This is a genomic window from Azospirillum sp. ST 5-10, assembly GCF_051225715.1.
In the GTDB taxonomy this organism is placed as follows: domain Bacteria; phylum Pseudomonadota; class Alphaproteobacteria; order Azospirillales; family Azospirillaceae; genus Azospirillum.
The window spans coordinates 18,701-35,592 of sequence record NZ_JBPJSP010000037.1 but is presented as its reverse complement, the minus strand read 5'-3'; the positions used below and the strand labels follow the sequence as shown (position 1 = coordinate 35,592).

The 16,892-nt window shown below is 71.9% G+C and carries 15 protein-coding genes; 7 read left to right on the top strand and 8 right to left on the bottom strand.

From position 1 onward, the window contains the following. Window positions 1-93 precede the first annotated feature (93 nt). From ACSBPG_RS27910 to queG, 5 genes are all read left to right on the top strand, one after another. Window positions 94-2,841, top strand: a complete 2,748-nt coding sequence (locus tag ACSBPG_RS27910; protein WP_435540519.1) for an EAL domain-containing protein — start codon at window positions 94-96, stop codon at window positions 2,839-2,841. 333 nt (window positions 2,842-3,174) lie between these two features. Next, window positions 3,175-4,206 (top strand): tRNA preQ1(34) S-adenosylmethionine ribosyltransferase-isomerase QueA, encoded by a 1,032-nt coding sequence (gene queA, locus ACSBPG_RS27905; protein ID WP_435540518.1) that lies wholly within the window; start codon window positions 3,175-3,177, stop codon window positions 4,204-4,206. Then, window positions 4,203-5,372 carry a tRNA guanosine(34) transglycosylase Tgt gene (gene tgt, locus ACSBPG_RS27900; protein ID WP_435540517.1) on the top strand — a complete coding sequence of 390 codons (1,170 nt, stop codon included), beginning with the start codon at window positions 4,203-4,205 and terminating at the stop codon, window positions 5,370-5,372. Before queA ends, tgt begins: the two co-directional genes overlap by 4 nt. Continuing rightward, window positions 5,372-5,839: a preQ(1) synthase gene (queF, locus tag ACSBPG_RS27895; RefSeq protein WP_435540516.1), complete on the top strand. Its 468-nt coding sequence runs from the start codon at window positions 5,372-5,374 to the stop codon at window positions 5,837-5,839. The genes tgt and queF overlap by 1 nt, the downstream gene beginning before the upstream one ends. Next, complete coding sequence (gene queG, locus ACSBPG_RS27890; RefSeq protein ID WP_435540515.1) at window positions 5,826-6,887, top strand: tRNA epoxyqueuosine(34) reductase QueG; 1,062 nt, start codon at window positions 5,826-5,828, stop codon at window positions 6,885-6,887. Before queF ends, queG begins: the two co-directional genes overlap by 14 nt. 51 nt (window positions 6,888-6,938) lie before the next feature. On the opposite strand, the gene ACSBPG_RS27885 is transcribed toward queG, so the two are convergent. The 3 genes from ACSBPG_RS27885 to ACSBPG_RS27875 all read right to left on the bottom strand — a co-directional run bounded on the left by ACSBPG_RS27885 (window position 6,939) and on the right by ACSBPG_RS27875 (window position 10,248). Next, a complete protein-coding gene (locus ACSBPG_RS27885; RefSeq protein WP_435540514.1) occupies window positions 6,939-8,756 on the bottom strand; it encodes a YbhB/YbcL family Raf kinase inhibitor-like protein in 1,818 nt (605 codons plus the stop codon). Window positions 8,757-8,850: 94 nt separating this feature from the next. After that, the gene (arsC, locus tag ACSBPG_RS27880; protein WP_435540513.1) at window positions 8,851-9,195 is read right to left on the bottom strand and encodes an arsenate reductase (glutaredoxin); all 345 of its coding nucleotides are present in this window, start codon (window positions 9,193-9,195) and stop codon (window positions 8,851-8,853) included. Window positions 9,196-9,207: 12 nt separating this feature from the next. Continuing rightward, window positions 9,208-10,248, bottom strand: coding sequence for a DUF3298 domain-containing protein (locus ACSBPG_RS27875; RefSeq protein ID WP_435540512.1), 1,041 nt, complete (start codon window positions 10,246-10,248; stop codon window positions 9,208-9,210). Window positions 10,249-10,445: 197 nt separating this feature from the next. On the opposite strand from ACSBPG_RS27875, the gene serA reads away from it, so the two are divergent. Both serA and ACSBPG_RS27865 read left to right on the top strand, forming a co-directional pair. Further along, window positions 10,446-11,693, top strand: a complete 1,248-nt coding sequence (gene serA / locus ACSBPG_RS27870; protein WP_435540511.1) for a phosphoglycerate dehydrogenase — start codon at window positions 10,446-10,448, stop codon at window positions 11,691-11,693. A 38-nt stretch (window positions 11,694-11,731) separates the two neighbouring features. Further along, window positions 11,732-12,448: a hypothetical protein gene (locus ACSBPG_RS27865; RefSeq protein ID WP_435540510.1), complete on the top strand. Its 717-nt coding sequence runs from the start codon at window positions 11,732-11,734 to the stop codon at window positions 12,446-12,448. A 12-nt stretch (window positions 12,449-12,460) separates the two neighbouring features. Here ACSBPG_RS27865 and ACSBPG_RS27860 read toward each other — a convergent pair whose 3' ends face one another. The 5 genes from ACSBPG_RS27860 to ACSBPG_RS27840 all read right to left on the bottom strand — a co-directional run bounded on the left by ACSBPG_RS27860 (window position 12,461) and on the right by ACSBPG_RS27840 (window position 16,876). Further along, window positions 12,461-13,333 carry a LysR substrate-binding domain-containing protein gene (locus tag ACSBPG_RS27860; protein WP_435540509.1) on the bottom strand — a complete coding sequence of 291 codons (873 nt, stop codon included), beginning with the start codon at window positions 13,331-13,333 and terminating at the stop codon, window positions 12,461-12,463. A gap of 172 nt (window positions 13,334-13,505) precedes the next feature. Continuing rightward, window positions 13,506-13,751, bottom strand: a complete 246-nt coding sequence (locus tag ACSBPG_RS27855) for a hypothetical protein (protein ID WP_435540508.1) — start codon at window positions 13,749-13,751, stop codon at window positions 13,506-13,508. Between the two features lie 5 nt (window positions 13,752-13,756). Then, window positions 13,757-14,236, bottom strand: a complete 480-nt coding sequence (locus ACSBPG_RS27850) for an aromatic-ring-hydroxylating dioxygenase subunit beta (RefSeq protein WP_435540507.1) — start codon at window positions 14,234-14,236, stop codon at window positions 13,757-13,759. Window positions 14,237-14,240: 4 nt separating this feature from the next. Next, entirely contained in the window at window positions 14,241-15,407 is a 1,167-nt protein-coding gene (locus ACSBPG_RS27845; RefSeq protein ID WP_435540506.1) for an aromatic ring-hydroxylating oxygenase subunit alpha, read from the bottom strand. Continuing rightward, complete coding sequence (locus ACSBPG_RS27840; RefSeq protein WP_435540505.1) at window positions 15,404-16,876, bottom strand: MmgE/PrpD family protein; 1,473 nt, start codon at window positions 16,874-16,876, stop codon at window positions 15,404-15,406. Before ACSBPG_RS27840 ends, ACSBPG_RS27845 begins: the two co-directional genes overlap by 4 nt. Between the last annotated feature and the right edge of the window lie 16 nt (window positions 16,877-16,892).

Here is a 16,892-nt window from a genome sequence, read left to right as displayed (position 1 = left end):
TATCCATCGTTGATCGGCCGCCGCGCCCCGTTTAGCTTCATAGAAACCGCAGATCCGTAGGGTCATTCCCGCGGTCGGCTCAAACGGGCGGCGATGATACGAAGGAACCTGGTCCAGGCGCTGACGGCGCTGCTGCTCATCGCGTTCCTTGTCTCACGGGCATGGGCCCCGCGGGCATGGGCGGACGGGGCGGACACGCCGACGGTCCGCATCGGCGTGCTCGCCTACCGCGGCGCCGACGCGGCCCGCGCGGAGTGGGGGCCTCATGCCGCCTACTTCGCGGAACAGGTTCCGGGCATGCGGTTCGTCGTCGAGCCCCTGGCCTACGCGGATCTGGCCGCGGCCGTGCGCCAGCGGACCGTGCAGTTCGTCATCACCAACACCGGCCAGTACACGGAGATGGAACTGGCCGACGACGCGGCCCGCGTCGCCACGCGGCTGAAGGCCGGACCGGACGGCCAGCCGCTGGACCGCATGGGCGGCGTCGTCATCGCGCGGGCCGAGCGGAGCGACCTGCGGACCTACGCCGATCTGCGCCACCGGTCGATCCTCTACCCCGACCGCGCCAGCCTGGGCGGCTGGCAGGTGCACGAGGGGGAGGCGCGCGCCCAGGGCATCGATCTGCTGCGCAAGGCCGTCCTGCTGCCGCAAACCGGCAATCACGAGGAGGTGGTGCGCGGCGTGCTGGCCGGCCGCGCCGACGCGGGCTTCGTGCGCGCCGACCTGGTGGAGCGCCTGGCGGCCGAGGGCAAGCTCCGGCTGGAGCAGATCCGCATCGTCAACCCCCGCGAGGAAGCGGGCTTTCCCTACCGGCTCAGCACCCGGCTCTATCCGGAATGGCCGCTGGCGGTGGTCGCCGGGACGCCCGACGCCCTCGCCCGCGAGGTCACGCTGGCGGCCCTGCACCTGCCGGCCGACAGCGAGGCGGCGCGGGCCGCGGGCATCCTCGGCTGGGTCGCGCCGCGCTCCTACCGCCCGGTCGACGAGCTGTTCCGCGAGCTCCGCGTCGGCCCCTACGCCGACGTCCGCTTCGCGTTCGGCGACGTGCTCGCCCGCTACGCGCCGGGGCTGGCCGCGGCCGCCGTCCTGGTCATCGTGCTGCTGTCCGGCGCGGTCCTGCGCATCGCCCATTCGCGGCGCCGGCTGCGGGCCGAGATGGAGCGCCGGACCGAGGCGGAGCGCTCGCTGCTCATCCTCAACGCGGCGGTGGAGCAGAGTCCGTCGTCCCTGGTCATCACCGACACCGAGCGCCGTATCCTCTACGTCAACGACACCTTCTGCCGCATCACCGGCCATGCCCGCGGCGAGGTGATCGGCCGGAGCGTCGGCATCCTCGCCTCCGGCCTGACGCCGGCCAGCGTCTACCGCGAGATGTGGGAGCGGCTTGGCGCCGGCCAGGTGTGGAGCGGCGATCTCTGCAACCGCAAGAAGGACGGCACGCTGTTCTGGGAGCGGGCGACCATCTCCCCCGTCCTCGATCCCGACGGCCGCATCATCAACTATCTCGCGGTGAAGCACGACATCACGCTCCAGCGCGGCTACGAAGACGCGCTGGAGCGGGCCGCCAACTACGACGCGCTGACCGGGCTGCCCAACCGCGCCCTGGCGCACGGCCGCCTGAAGCGCCACCTCGTCGAGACCAACGCGGTGACGGTGCTGCACGTCGCCACCGACAACGTCGCCCGCATCAACGAATCGCTCGGGCAGGCCGGCGGCGATGCGATCATCCGCGAGCTGGCCCGCCGGTTCTGCGCGCTCGTCGGTGACGCCGACACGCTCGCCCGCGTCACCGGCGACGAGTTCCTGGTGCTCCACCCCGGCGACCGCCGGCAGGCCGACGCCCTCGCCGCCGCGCTCCTCGCCGCGGCGGCCGCCCCCATCACCGTGGGCCGCACGACGGTGCGGATGACGGTCCGCATCGGCATCGCCGCGGCTCCGGGCGACGGGCGAACCGCCATCGACCTGGAGAAGGCCGCCTACAGCGCCGCCATCCGCGCCCGCGAGGCCGGCGGCAACACCGTGCGCCACTTCCTCCGGTCGATGGACGCCGAGGCGCGCCGCCGCGTCGACCTCGAATCCGGCCTGCGCGACGCGCTGGAGGACGGCGGGCTGGAGCTGCACCTCCAGCCCTATGCGGAGACCGCGACCGGCCGCTTCGCCGGCGCCGAGGCCCTGGTGCGCTGGAACCGCGACGGGGAAGGCTACGTGCCGCCCGGCGTGTTCATCCCGATCGCCGAGACGGCCGGGCTGGTGCGCGACATCGACCGATGGGTGGTGGACGCCGCAGCCGCCGCGGCGGCCCGGCTGGCGAAGGAGCTCGGCCGGCGTTTCCCCGTCGCCGTCAACGTCAGTCCCAAGGACCTCGTCGACGTCGCCCTGGTCGACCACGTGGCCCGCGCGCTCGACCTCCACCAGTTGCCGCCCGACGCGCTGGAGATCGAGGTCACCGAGGGCGTCTTCCTGTCCGGCGAATTGCGGGCGGGCAAGGCGCTGCGCATCCTGCACGGCATGGGCATCCCCATCGCCATCGACGATTTCGGCACCGGCTACTCGTCGCTCGCCTATCTGCGCAAGTACCCCTTCGCCAAGCTCAAGATCGACCGCTCCTTCGTCACCGGCATGGACGGCGACCCGACCCTGTGCGGCCTGGTCAATGCCGTGACGGCGATGGCGCGGCATCTCGGCCTCACCGTCACCGCCGAGGGCGTGGAGCGGGCCGAGGAGTTGGCCCTGCTGCGCCAGGCCGGCTGCGACTTCGTCCAGGGCTATCACCTCGCCCGGCCGATGCCGGTCGACGATCTGCTGGCGCTCCTCAGGAAACCGGCGGTCGTCGCCGACTAAGCAGGTTTTCCGAACTCCGCCCACCTTTGGGCGGGCTCGGAAAACCTGCAAACCATAGAGTCCGCAGGTTTGCCCAGGCCGGGCCGTCTGTGGCCCGATCTGGGCAAACCTGCTTAGGTCGATACACAGGGTCACGCAGCGGGTCCCTCTTTCGATGTTAAACGATCCTTAAGAAGAAGGTTAATCAGAGATTAAAGGCGGGAACGGGTGATTCCGTGCGGGTGGCGTGTTCGGCGGTGCGGCATGCCCACCCGCTGCGTGACGCGATGTATCGGGCAGCGGCGCGCAGGCCGCTTCCCTTGGCGCCGGCGATGCCCTATATCAGCGCCTTCCATGAAAACCGCCGATTTCGACTTCCATCTGCCGCCCGAACGGATCGCCGACCATCCGGTGCGGCCTCGCGACGCCGCGCGCCTGCTCGACGTGGGCGAGGCGCTGCACGACCGCATCGTGCGCGACCTGCCCGACCTGCTGCGCCCGGGCGACGTCATGGTCTACAACGACACCCGCGTCATCCCCGCCCGCCTGCACGGGCAGCGCGGCGCGGTGCGCGTCGAGGCGCTGCTCCACAAGCGCGAGGGCGACGACGCCTGGGCCGCCTTCGCCCGGCCGGGCAAGCGCCTGCGGGTGGGCGACGCCATCGCCTTCGCCGAGGACTTCACCGCCACGGTGGAGGAGAAGCGCGAGGGCGGCGAGGTGCGCCTGCGCTTCAACGTCGGCGGCGCCGCCCTGTTCGAGCGCCTGCACGCCCACGGCGCGGTGCCCCTGCCGCCCTACATCCGCCGGCCCGAAGGCGCGGAGGCGGGCGACCGCGAGGATTACCAGACCGTCTTCGCCCGTCACGAGGGCGCCGTCGCCGCCCCGACGGCGGGCCTGCACTTCACGCCCGACCTGCTGGAACGGCTGGAGGCGCGCGGGGTGCGCCGCGTGCCGGTCACCCTGCACGTCGGCGCCGGCACCTTCCTGCCGGTGAAGGTCGACGACGTCCGCGAGCACCGGATGCACGCGGAGTACGGCGTCATCCCGGCCGAGACGGCCGACGCCATCAACGCGGCCCGCGCCGCCGGCGGCCGGGTCCTGTCGGTGGGCACCACCTCGCTGCGCGTCCTGGAATCGGCGGCCGCGGCGGACGGCACGCTGGCCCCCTTCGCCGACGAGACCGACATCTTCATCTATCCCGGCTACCGCTTCCGCATCGTCGACCTGTTGCTGACGAACTTCCACCTGCCCCGCTCGACCCTGTTCATGCTCGTCTGCGCCTTCGCCGGCATGGAGCGCATGCGCGCGGCGTACGCCCACGCCATCGCCGCCGAATACCGCTTCTATTCCTACGGCGACGCCACGCTCTTGCGGAGGACCTCGTGACCGGCCTGACCTTCGAGCTGCTGGCGACCGACGGGCAGGCCCGGCGCGGCCGCCTCGCCACCGCCCACGGCACCGTCGACACGCCCGCCTTCATGCCGGTGGGGACGGCGGCCACGGTCAAGGGCATGCACCCCGACCAGGTCGCCGCCACGGGCGCGCAGATCATCCTCGGCAACACCTACCACCTGATGCTGCGCCCCACCGCCGAGCGGGTGGCGCAACTCGGCGGGCTGCACCGCTTCATGAACTGGCCGGGGCCGATCCTCACCGACAGCGGCGGCTTCCAGGTGATGTCGCTGGCCGACCTGCGGACCATCGACGAGCAGGGGGTGACCTTCAAGTCGCACCTCGACGGCTCGCGCCACCACCTGACGCCGGAGCGCTCCATGGAGATCCAGCATCTGCTGGATTCCAACATCACCATGTGCTTCGACGAGTGCACGCCCTTCCCGGCGACCCACGAGCAGGCCGCGGCCTCCATGCGCCTGTCGATGCGCTGGGCCGGGCGCAGCCGCGCCGCCTTCGTCGAGCGGCCGGGATACGGCCTGTTCGGCATCGTCCAGGGCGGCGTCTACGAGGACCTGCGGATGGAATCGGTCGCGGCGCTGGCCGGGATCGGCTTCGACGGCTACGCCATCGGCGGGCTCGCCGTCGGCGAGGGCCAGAACGAGATGTTCCGGGTGCTCGACTTCACCGCGCCCGCCCTGCCCGCCGACCGGCCGCGCTACCTCATGGGCGTCGGCCGCCCCAGCGACCTGATCGGCGCGGTGCGGCGCGGCGTCGACATGTTCGACTGCGTGATGCCGACCCGCTCGGGGCGCACCGGCCAGGCCTTCGTGCGGCGCGGCACGCTCAACCTGCGCAACGCCCGCCACGCCCACGACGAGCGGCCGATGGACGAGCGCTGCGGCTGCCCGGCCTGCCGCCACTACAGCCGCGGCTACCTGCACCATCTGTTCCGCGCCGGTGAGATGTTGGGGCCGATGCTGTTGACCTGGCACAACCTGCATTTCTACCAGGACCTGATGGCCGGCTTGCGCGCCGCCATCGCCGAGGGCCGCTTCGAGGAGACGGCGCGGGCCTGGGAGGAGGAGCTAGCGCAGGGCGACCTGCCCGCCCTGCCCGACCCGCTGTCCCTGCCGAAGACCGGCTCGGGAGGACGCTGATGAGCGACGAGACCATCTACCGCAACCTGACCCAGCTCGGCACCCGGACGGACCAGCCGGCCTCGCCCGAGGCGGCGGTGCTGGAGCGCGTGCCGAACCCGCACCCGGGCGAGCGCTACCTCGTGCGCTTCACCGCCCCGGAGTTCACCTCGCTGTGCCCGATCACCGGCCAGCCCGACTTCGCCCACCTGGTGATCGACTACGTCCCCGGCGACTGGCTGGTGGAGAGCAAGTCGCTGAAGCTCTACCTCTTCAGCTTCCGCAACCACGGCGCCTTCCACGAAGCCTGCACCGTCTCCATCGCCAAGCGCCTGGAGACGGAGCTGTCGCCGCTGTGGCTGCGCATCGGCGGCTACTGGTACCCGCGCGGCGGCATCCCCATCGACGTGTTCTACCAGTCCGGGCCGCCGCCCGAGGGCGTGTGGATCCCGACGCAGGACGTGGCCCCCTACCGTGGCCGCGGCTGAGGCGACCCCGCAGCACCGCAAGGACGCCATCGCCGCCCAGGCCCGCGCGCTCGGCTTCGACGCCGTCGGCTTCGCCCGCGCCGAGCTGAGCGACACCGACCGCGACCGCCTCGCCCACGCCCTGGAGCGGGGCTGGCACGGCACCATGGACTGGATGGCCGAGACGGCGGAGCGCCGCGGCGACCCGCGGGCACTCTGGGACGAGGTGCGCAGCGTCGTCGTGCTGGGCCTCTCCTACGCCCCCGCCGAGGACCCGCTGGCGTTGCTGGAGCACAAGGACCGCGGCCTGATCTCGGCCTACGCCCGCAACCGCGACTACCACGACCTGATCAAGGGCCGGCTCAAGCAGATCGCCCAGTGGATGCACCAGCGCTTCGACGCCGGCGTGAAGGTGTTCGTCGACACCGCCCCGGTGATGGAAAAGCCGCTGGCGGCGCGCAGCGGCATCGGCTGGCAGGGCAAGCACACGGTCCTGGTGTCGCGCCGCCACGGCAGCTGGCTGTTCCTCGGCGAGATCTACACGACCCTGGACCTGCCGCCCGACCCGGCGGAGCGCGACCGCTGCGGCACCTGCCGGCGCTGCCAGGACATCTGCCCCACCGACGCCTTCCCCGAGCCCTACAAGCTCGACGCCCGGCGCTGCATCGCCTACCTCACCAACGAGCACAAGGGGCCGATCCCCGAGGAGTTCCGCGAGGCCATCGGCAACCGCATCTACGGCTGCGACGACTGCCTCGCCGTCTGCCCCTGGAACCGCTTCGCCCGGGCGAGCCGTGAAGCGGCCTTCCTGCCGCGCGAGGCGCTGACCGCGCCGAAGCTGGCGGAGCTGGCGCGCCTCGACGACGCCGGCTTCCGGGCGCTGTTCACCGCGTCGCCGATCAAGCGCCTGGGCCGCGACCGCTTCGTGCGCAACGTGCTGGTGGCGCTCGGCAACAGCGGCGACCCGGCGATGGCCGAGGTGGCGGCCGAGCGGTTGGACGACCCGGACGAGGTGGTGCGCGACGCGGCCCGATGGGCGGTGGAGCGCCTTCGCACCCCACCCCGTTGACGCTCCGCCGGGGCGGAGCGCCGAAGCCGCGCCGTCCCCAGAGCCGGGCGATCACGCTCCCGGCTTGCGGAAGGTGCCGGTGAACTGCCCCTGGGCCAGCACATGGCCCTTCATGGCCGCGACGAGTTCCGCGCGGTCCGCGCCCGGCGGCAGGTCGAGCGTGGTGTCCAGCGCGAAGACCTGGAAATGGTAGGTGTGCGGAGGATCGCCGTCGGGCGGCTTCATGCCGAAATAGCCGGTCGAGCCGTGGGAGTTGACGCCCTGCAGCACGCCGTCGGGCATGGTAAGCCGCGGCTCGGTCGGCATGCCCTCGCGCAACGAGCGCACGTCGGCCGGGATGTTGTAGGCCAGCCAATGGACGAACGGCTTGGGTCCGGCGTCGGGGTCTTCCACGACGATGGCGAAGCTCACGGTTCCCGCCGGCACCTCCGACCATGACAGCGGGGGCGATATACCCTGGCCGTACTCGGAGAAGGCGTTGGGGATGCGCGCGCCGTCACGGAAGCGCTTGGACTCGACCTCCAGCGAGCCGGCGCCGGCGTCGAGCATGGCGATCGCCATCTCCTCCGGGCCCTCCCGACCGGACGACCCCGACCCGTCGGACGGGGACGCCGACGCGCCGCTGGACTCCGCCGCCCCGCCGCGCCCGGCCTGCGCCTGCAGCGGACCGTCGTAGCGCACGCGGTAGATCACGCCGCCGCGGTCGTCGCTGAACAGCAGGGATCCGTCCGGCGCCACGGCGACGCCGGCAAGGCGGCCGAGCTGGCCGTAGCCGTCGCCCTGTTCGACCAGGAAGCCGCCGACGAAGGGCTCGATGCGCCTGGGTTCGCCGTTCTCGAAGTCGATGCGGACGACCTCGTAGCCGGACGGCGGCGTGCGGTTCCACGAGCCGCGCATGGCGACGAAGGCGTCGCCGCGGTACGCCGCGGGAAAGCCGTCGCCGGTGTGAAAGGCCATCTGCATGGGTGCGGCGTGCGCCGTGTAGGTGAGGACCGGGCCTTCGCTCTGCGCCGCCCACTGTTCGGGCGGGATGCCGCCCGGCGGCTCGTCGGCCGGGTTGAGCGTGCCGTCGGCGTAGACGTAGGGCCAGCCGTACTTCGCGCCCTCGACGATGCGGTTGAGCTCCTCCGGCTGCTCGTCGTCGCCGAGCCAGTCGATGCCGTGGTCCATGCCCCACATCTGCCCGGTCTCCGGCTGCCAGCCGAAGCCGATGGTGTTGCGCAGGCCCGAGGCGACGATGGTGCGCCGGCTGCCGTCGGGCTCGACGCGCAGGATCGTCGCGTTCTCGGGGTTGGTCTCGGCGCAGGCGTTGCAGGTGCTGCCGACCGAAACGTAGAGCATCCCGTCGGGACCGACGGCCAGGGTGCGGTTGGGGTGCTGGCCGCCGTCCGGCAGGTCGTCGATCAGGTGCTCCAGCTCGCCGAGCCGGCCGTCCTCATGGATGTCGGCGGCGTAGACGTCCTTGACCGTCGCCAGGTACATGCGGTCGCCGTCGACGGCGATGCCGTGCATGCCGGGCCGGCTCGCCACCGTCTCCCGGCGGTCGGCCCGCCCGTCGCCGTCCTCGTCCCTCAGCATCACCACGTCGCCGACCTCGCGGCGGGTCACGTAGACCGTGCCGTCGCCGGCCACCGCCAGCATGCGGGGGTTCGCCAGGCCGTCGGCGAACCGCTCGATCCGGAAGCCGTCGGGCACGGTCAGCCCGGCCGTGCGGTCGGGCGTGGGATCGAGCGGCTGCGGCTCCAGGATGTGGCCGACGATCTCGACCGTATCGGACTTGCCCGATCCGGGTTTTTCCGATTGGGCAAGCGCCGGGGCGGCGGCAAGGGCGGTGGCGGCCAGCAGCAGGCCTGCGGGACGTCCGTGCATGGGTCCTCCGACGGCGGGTGGCAGGGGCCGGCGGGTCGTGCCGGCTTGCCGCCTCCAACCGTCGCAGCGGGGGTTCGTTTCCCCTGTCCGTCCGTCAGAGGATGTCGAGGACGCTCTCCGGCGGCCGGCCGACGCGGGCCTTGTCGCCCCTGACGACGATCGGCCGTTCGATGACCGCGGGGTTGGCCACCATGGCGGCGATCAGCGCCTCGTCGTCGAGGTCGCGGCCGATCGCCGCCTCCGCCGCCTCCTTGGCGCGCAGCAGCTCCGCCGGCCGCTTGCCGAGCGCCGCGAGGATGCGGGCCAGCTCGGCCGCCGTCGGCGGGGTCTTCAGATAGTCCACCACCGTCGGCTCGATGCCCCTGGAGCGCAGCAGCTCCAAGGTCTGCCGCGACTTGGTGCAGCGCGGGTTGTGGTAGATGGTCACGGGCTCGCTCATGGCATCCTCCGGTCAGGGCTTGGGCGGCAGCGGCCCGTCGGGCCGCAGGAAGGGGGCCAGCAGGGAGTAGCCGATGCTGACCTCGCGCGGACCGACGGCGTAGGCGGCGACGGCGTAGGGGTCGAAGACGACGGTCGCCATGTCCTCGCCCAGCCGCCAGTGGGACAGGTCGGCGACCGTGCCGGCCACCGCGTCGGCGGCGCCGTCGAACAGCTCGAAATCGTCCTCGCGGCCCTGACGCCGCAGCTCCGCCAGGGCATGGCCGGCCACCGCCGCCTGCCAGCCGCTGTCGGGGCGGAACACGTCGTCGGCCGCCAGCGCCCGCTGCCCCGCCAGGTCGTAGTGCAGGCTGGTCTGCACGGTGAGGCCGTGGGCGGCGCCGGCGGGAAACTCGGCGATCGCGAAGGAGACCGAGATGAGCTGCGGCGAGGCGTAGACGATGTCGTAGCCGATCGTCAGGGTGGAACGGAAATCCTCCACCGGCTCGGCCTTCTCCGCCTCGGCCCGGAAGGCCTCGACGCGCGCCTGCACGCGCTTCTCCACCAGGGCGTTGAAGCCGTCCGCGCCGGCCACCTCGGACGCCAGCGCCGGATAGGTGACGTCGAGCTCGTAGCGCTTGGCGTCGTTGCTCTCCTGGACCGGCTGCGGATCGATCATGGCGCTGATCGGCAGCCCTTCGAGCAGGCTGCGCAGGTCCTCGGTCCGTTCGCTGGTCAGGGCGAACAGGCAGTCGCCGGCGCCGGTCAGCTCGCCCGGGGTGGCGGTGCCGGCCGGCACCGTGCAGGTGCGGTTGCGCAGCGCGAGCCAGTCGCGCTGTCCCTTGCGCAGGCGCTCCAGCAGGGCGGGGTCCAGGTTGCGCTCGCCGGCGGCCTTGAGCAGGGCGGCGTAGGCCTCTCCCATCAGCTCGTCGGCCCGCGACAGTTCGGGCATGGAGCAGATCAGCTCCTCCACCGGCCGCTTCGCCTCGGAACAGCGGAAGCTCGCGGCGTCCGCCGGCGCGCCCGCCGCCACCGTCGCCGCCAGCACCAGCAGCCCCATCGTCGTTCCACGCATCCTCGTCCCTCCTTGCCTGCCCCGGACTGATAGCGCGCCCTGCGTCGGGCGCCAAGCGGCCTTGCGACGGCGCCGAAGCCCGTGACAAGGCGGGCGCCAGCCGCTACTGTCCCGCCGCTCCCGTCAGGCGGTGCGACGATGTGCCCCGGTCACCGCCCGTTTCGTTCGTGTGGGACCGCGACACGAGGATTGCCGCCGTGACCAAGCTTTCGCTTTCCAAGGACAAGATCAACATCCTCCTGCTCGAGGGGGTGCACGACAACGCCATCGCCGAGCTGGCGGTGCGCGGCTACGCCACGGTGGAGCGCCTGCCCCACGCGCTCGACGAGGAGGAGCTGCTGCGCCGCATCGGCTCGGTCCACATGATCGGCATCCGCTCGCGCACCAACCTCACCGCGCGCGTGCTGGACGCCGCGCAGCGCCTGTTCTGCGTCGGCTGCTTCTGCATCGGCACCAACCAGGTCGACCTGAAGGCGGCGCGGCGCCACGGCATCCCGGTGTTCAACGCCCCCTACTCCAACACCCGGTCGGTGGCGGAGCTGGTGATCGGCGACGTGATCATGCTGATGCGCGGCATCTTCGAGAAGTCGACCGACGTCCATCGCGGCGGCTGGATGAAGAGCGCCAAGAATTCCTACGAGATCCGCGGCAAGACCCTGGGCATCGTCGGCTACGGGCACATCGGCAGCCAGGTGTCGGTCCTGGCCGAGGCGATGGGCATGAAGGTCCGCTATTACGACATCGCCCGCAAGCTGGCGCTCGGCAACGCCCAGCCCAGCAACACGCTGGACGAGCTGCTGGCGGAGTCCGACGTGGTGACCCTGCACGTCCCCGACACCCCGCAGACCCGCAACATGTTCGGCGCGGCGCAGATGCGCGCCATGAAGCGCGGCAGCTACCTGATCAATCTCGCCCGCGGCAAGGTGGTCGACATCGACGCCCTGACCGGCTTCCTCGACGAGGGCCACATCCTCGGCGCCGCGCTGGACGTCTTCCCCAAGGAGCCGTCGGGCGACGGCGAGGCGTTCGAGAGCCCGCTGCGCGGCCGCCTCAACGTGATCCTGACGCCGCACATCGGCGGCTCCACCGTCGAGGCGCAGGAGAACATCGGCACCGAGGTGGCGCAGAAGCTGATCGAGTACTCCGACAACGGCTCCACCGTCGGTTCGGTCAACTTCCCGCAGGTCACCCTGCCGACCCACGACGGCGCCACCCGCTTCCTGCACATCCACCGCAACGTGCCGGGCGTGCTGCGCAAGATCACCGACGTGTTCTCGTCGCGCAACCTCAACATCGCCGCCCAGTACCTGCAGACGGACCCGGAGCTGGGCTACGTCGTGATCGACGTCGACGGCGAGGCCGACGAGCAGGACGTGCTGAACGACCTGCGCGCCATCGACGGCACGCTGAAGACGCGCTTCCTCTTCCCCGGCCGCGCCGGCTGAGGCTTGTCCCGGGGCGGGAACGGCCCGACATTGGGGCCATGATCCCGCCCCGCGCCCTCCTCGCCGCACTCGCCGTCTCCGCCGCCGCGCTCTGGCCGCCGGCCGCCGCGGCGGCCGAGAGCCCGGGATGCCCGAGCTTCGAGCCCCCGACAGTGACGGTGGATCTGCGGATGGCGCCGCTGTCCCATGATTTCGGCCGATCGGTCGACCAGCTCGCGGCGCTGCCCGGGCGCGCGCCCGGCCCGGCCGGAGCCGGGCGCGGCCACGTCCTCGGCCTGACCCAGGTCGAATTCGGCGAACGCTCGGAAATCGCCGTCGGCTTCCAGCGTCTGGGCGACGGCTCCTTCTGCGGCGCCCTGTCGACTGTCGACATCACCTTCGGCGCCCAGGAGCGGACCGTCTACGTCGCCCGCGAGCTGCCACGCGGCAGCTGCATCCACGACGAGGTTCTGACGCACGAGATGCGGCACGTGGCGGTCGACGAGGCCTTGGTCGAGGAATACCGGCCGATCGTGAAGCGGCGGCTCGACAGCGTCGTCGGCCGCGTCGGCACCAAGCGGGGCCGCAGCCAGAACCAGGTGATGTCGGCGCTGCGCCGCCCCGTCGAAGCGGAGATGAAGAAGATCCTCAGGGACTTCGCCCGCGAGCGCGAGAAGCGCCAGGCGCGCATCGACACCGTCGACGAATACGAGCGGGTCAGCCAAAGCTGCGACGGCGAGGTGGGCACCTACCTGAAGGGCCGCGCCAGGGGCTGACGGGAGGCCGCGTCAGCCGCAGATCCGGCTCTGCGCCACCGTCTCCCGGGTCAGATCGATCAGGTCCTCCAGGGCGGAGGAGATCCGGCGCTTGAAATGGTGGATTGCCACCAGGCTGGACGGATCGTCCTCGCCGACGATGGGACAGTAGACGGCGCGGTGCGAGCTCGGCGTCATGAAGTTCAGCAGGGAATAGCCGAAGCCGTTCGCCACCAAGCTGCGCACCATGTCGGCCGAGGCGACGCGGTGGGCGATGCTGGGCTGCAGGCCGCGGGTGCCGAAGACCGAGAGGAAGTAGTCGCGGGTGCGCGGGATGTCCAGGAGGATGAAGGGCTCTCCGGCCAGCGCCGCGAGGTCGATGGCGCCGCCCGCCAGGCGGTGCCCCTCCGGCAGCACGCACAGCGCCGGCGTCCGGTGGAGGACGCTGTTGCGCAGGGTGGGCGTGCTCTCGAAGTCGAGCGCGATGACGAGGTCGAGGTTCCCCTCCTTCAGCCGCTGCATCAGCGGACCGTACTCGCCCGTCGACCACTTGATCTCGACGTCCGCATGGCGGTCGGCGAAGCCGCGCACCAGGGGTGGCAGGATGGCCGGCGCGATGTCGCCGAGGCAGCCCAGGAAGATGGGGCGCTTCTGATGGGGCTGGGCGCGCTTGCGGGCGGATTCGATCTCGTGGACACGGTCGACGATCTCCCGCACCTCCAGCAGCAGCTGGCGGCCCTCCTTCGTCAGCACGAGGCCGCGGGCGTGCCGCCTGATGAAGAGCTGTTCGCCGAGGACACTTTCCAGGCAGGAGATGGCGCCGGAAATGGCAGGCGGGGAGACGTTCAGTTCCTCGGCGGCACGAATCGCACTCTCGTGCTTGGCCGCCGAAGCAAAATAGACCATTTGGCGAAGGGTTATTCTCGGAATGATGCTCTTCGCAGCGTCCGTCAACTTGGACGTTGCATCGAGATTCGCGAGAGACGATGCCATGGCTTGCTTGACTCCCCTTCCACGGGCACCCGGAACCGAGACACCGGCCCCAGGGTCAAGCAAGTTCCACGCCAGCGGCCGTCCGTCAGTCGCTCCCCTCGCCGTCCGGGTCGCCGGGAAACAGGTGACAGGCGAGCCGGTCCGGCCGCTCCCGGGCCAGGGAGGCCAAGGTCAGGGCGTCGAGCAGGATGCGTGCCTCGCCCGACAGGTCCTCCACCACGAGCCGGGGGTCGTGCCCCGTCCGGTCCACCCGGATCCGCACGCCGGCGAATTCGTTGGCGATGACCCAGGAATCCTCCCGGGAGCCGCCCGCGTCCGATCGTCCCGCCATCGCCGCTACACGAGGAAGCCGAGGGCTTCCAGGGGTTCGTCGCTGGCCAGCAGGTTGACCCGCTTGCGGGCGATCGCCCAGCCGCCGTCGCGCCGCCGCAGGGTGAAGTCGCAGCGGGCGGGATAGAGGGTCTGGCGGTGCCGGGCGAGTTCGGCCAGCAGCATGACGCAGGTGACCTCGACCTCGGCGCCGTCCGCGCCGACGCGTTCGACTGCCACGTTGGAGACCAGCCGGTGGGTGCGCGACGCCGGGTCCTGGGCGTAGGCCTGCCCCGAGGCGAGGCGCTTTACCCGCCGCGCCAGCGCCGTCCGGTCGTCGTGGATGATGGACACGTGGCGGGTCGGGTCGATCTCGCCGCGCCCGGCGGGAACCCAGTACAGCGCGTCGTCGGTGAACAGGGCGAGCCACTCCTCGTTGCGCCCCTCGTCGAGCAGGCGCGCCTCGGCGTAGAGGAAGGCCTCGATCTCCCGGTGCAGGTCGGTCATGCGCTCACTCCGCGGCCAGGGCGAGACCGGCCTCGCCGGTCATCCACCGCTTCCAGTTCTGGTACATGCCGCGGTGCTGGGTCTCGTCGGACATGCCGCCCGTCACGTAGCCGCCGCGCACCGCCTCGCGCTCCAGGCCGCGGGCGAACACCAGCCATTCCACGGCGCTGCTGCGCAGGCCCTGCTGCGTCCGCTCGAAGATGTCGAGGTCGTCGGCGAAGAAGGTGCCGGCGGACCCGAACTCGAACTCCTGGTCGCGCATCCGCTGCAGGTTCACCGCCTCGTCGACGCCCTCCAGGCGGACCACGCTGGTCACGATCTCGGTGCGGTCGACGGTGATGGGGCGCACCGTGCGGATCTGGCTGCGCAGGACGATCAGGTTGGGGAAGATCACCAGGTTGAAGCCGCCGGACAGGCTGGCGTCCACCGGCATCGGCCCCCAGTCGGTGTGATCGGTGACGCCGTGGCCGTCCATGGCGATGACGCAGCCCTTGCCCTGGCGGTAGATCCGCATGGCCTCGGGCGTGGCGGCGCTGGCGTGCAGGGCGCCCACGTGGTAGGGGTCCACGCCGTTCTCGAGCTGGTACTTCCAGTTCCCGTTGTAGGCGCATTTCTGGTAGCCGGCGAAGACGTCGAGCCGGCCGGTCGGCGAGACCTCGACATAGGCGTCGAGGAACCGCCGGACCCCGCCCAGATGGGTCTCCAGATCGGGCCCCTGGGCGGCGAGCGAGCCGAAGACGAACCCCTGGTAGCTGGCGACCCGCGGCACCTTCAGCAGGCCGAGCTCCTCCTTGCGGAAATCCGACCCGTAGCCCTGCGGCATGGGGACGGCCACGAGGTCGCCACCGTTGTTGTAGGTCCAGGCGTGATAGGGGCAGCGGAAGAACTTGGCGTTGCCCGTCTCGCGCCGGCAGACCACCGGGCCGCGGTGGCGGCAGCGGTTGATCAGGGCGGTCACGCCGCCGTCCTCCAGGCGCGTGACGATGACCGGATGCCGGCCGATGGTCGTCGTCTTGTAGTCGCCGGGCTGCTTGATCTCGCTCTCGTGGGCGAGGAAAACCCAGGTCCGGCCGAAGATCCGCTCCATCTCCAGCTCGAAGATGGCGGGATCGGTGTAGACCGAGCGGTGGACCGCGTCCGGCCGGATCAGGTCCTCGATGGGTGGCGTCATGACTGCCTCTCTTGTCGCGCGGCGCCGGGCGGGATGACGGCGTCGACCAGGGTGCGGACGTCGGCCACGCCGTCGAGCCGGCCGACGAGTTCGACGATCCGCCCGGCGGTGGCCTCGTCGTGGGATGCCAGCGCCGCGTTGCGGTGGAACTTGCCGGCCACCTCCTCGAAGGAGAGGGGCCGCGCGGGATGGCCGCGGGGCTTGTCGACCCGCGCCCGGAAACGGCCGCCCGCCCCGGTCCGGATCTCCACCACGCCGGGCTCCAGCCCGTGCGGCGTGTCCAGCGACGGGTCGTGCTCGTGGTCGATCCGCCGCGCCATGGCGAGCGCCGCCGGCTGCCCGCGGCCGGCGGCGGACATGTCCTCGAGGGCGACCGCGCCGTTGACCAGCGCCTTGGCGACGAGGAAGGGGATGCTGTTCATGGCGGCCGCGGCCGAGGGCGGCGCGCGGCGTTCGCCGGCCGGCTCGCACATGGCGCGGCCCCAGCCGCCGACCCGCAGGACGACCCGCTCCACGTCGCCCGCCGACAGCGCGTGGTCGCGCAGGATCGACAGGGCGGCCTCGACGAAGGCGTGCGCCACCAGGGTGCCGGGCATGCCCTTGACGCAGCGCTCCACGCAGCGGTAGCGCTCGCCCAGGCCGGCGGTCAAAGCGTCGCGGTCGCCCCGGCCGCCGTAGAAGGCGGCGAGCAGCCCGGCCTGCCCGGCCAGCGGCTCGCCCAGCGCCGGCACGCCGTGGCGGGCCATCAGGGCGGCCTGCACGCCGCCCTGGTTGCTGAACCCGGCGTACAGGCACTTGCCGGCGCTGCGCGTGGCGTGGACCACCATCTCCTCGGTGCCGGTCGCCTGCATCATCGCCAGGCCGAACGCGTTGCGCATCCCGTCGGCGTCCAGCCCGAGCACCCGCCCCGCCGCCGCGGCCGCGGCGAAGTAGCCGAAGATCTGGGTGGCCAGCGTGACCGGAAAGCGCGTCGCGTCGAAGGCGGGGGCGATGGCCGCGGTCAGCCGGGCCTGCACCTCGCTGCCGGCGACGACGGCGGCCAGCAGGGTGCGCCCGTCGACCGGCCGGCCCAGGGACTCGGCGGCGGCGAGCGCCGCCGGAACCACGCACACCGACACGTGGACCTGGGGGAACTCCGTGATGTCGTCGTAGTCCAGGGCGCGGGCGTGGAGGGTGTTGCAGAACGCCGCCTGGGTCGTGCCCAGCGCCTGCCCGGTCGCCCACAGGCGGGCCCGCGGCCGGCCGCCCTCGGCCAGGGCCCAGGAGACCGCCTCCCGGAAGCCTTCGCCGACGGCGGCGCCGGCCAGGGCGACGCCGACGGTGTCGAGCAGCGAACGCCGCGCCTGCTCGGCGACGGCGGGCGGAAGCGCCTCGTAGGCCAGGTCCGCGGCGAAGCGGGCGAGCCGCTCCGTCACCCCGGCGGCGGCGGGCGACGGCCCGGTCGTCGCTGGATCGGCAAGTGCGTTCATGGTCGTCCCACGGCTG

Excerpts from the sequence above, each read along its gene's own strand:
- ACSBPG_RS27910 (WP_435540519.1), top strand. The coding sequence starts at position 94 with ATGATACGAAGGAACCTGGTCCAGGCGCTGACGGCGCTGCTGCTCATC.
- queA (WP_435540518.1), top strand. The coding sequence starts at position 3,175 with ATGAAAACCGCCGATTTCGACTTCCATCTGCCGCCCGAACGGATCGCC.
- queF (WP_435540516.1), top strand. The coding sequence starts at position 5,372 with ATGAGCGACGAGACCATCTACCGCAACCTGACCCAGCTCGGCACCCGG.
- ACSBPG_RS27885 (WP_435540514.1), bottom strand. The coding sequence starts at position 8,756 with ATGCACGGACGTCCCGCAGGCCTGCTGCTGGCCGCCACCGCCCTTGCC.
- arsC (WP_435540513.1), bottom strand. The coding sequence starts at position 9,195 with ATGAGCGAGCCCGTGACCATCTACCACAACCCGCGCTGCACCAAGTCG.
- ACSBPG_RS27875 (WP_435540512.1), bottom strand. The coding sequence starts at position 10,248 with ATGCGTGGAACGACGATGGGGCTGCTGGTGCTGGCGGCGACGGTGGCG.
- ACSBPG_RS27865 (WP_435540510.1), top strand. The coding sequence starts at position 11,732 with ATGATCCCGCCCCGCGCCCTCCTCGCCGCACTCGCCGTCTCCGCCGCC.
- ACSBPG_RS27860 (WP_435540509.1), bottom strand. The coding sequence starts at position 13,333 with ATGGTCTATTTTGCTTCGGCGGCCAAGCACGAGAGTGCGATTCGTGCC.
- ACSBPG_RS27855 (WP_435540508.1), bottom strand. The coding sequence starts at position 13,751 with ATGGCGGGACGATCGGACGCGGGCGGCTCCCGGGAGGATTCCTGGGTC.
- ACSBPG_RS27850 (WP_435540507.1), bottom strand. The coding sequence starts at position 14,236 with ATGACCGACCTGCACCGGGAGATCGAGGCCTTCCTCTACGCCGAGGCG.
- ACSBPG_RS27845 (WP_435540506.1), bottom strand. The coding sequence starts at position 15,407 with ATGACGCCACCCATCGAGGACCTGATCCGGCCGGACGCGGTCCACCGC.
- ACSBPG_RS27840 (WP_435540505.1), bottom strand. The coding sequence starts at position 16,876 with ATGAACGCACTTGCCGATCCAGCGACGACCGGGCCGTCGCCCGCCGCC.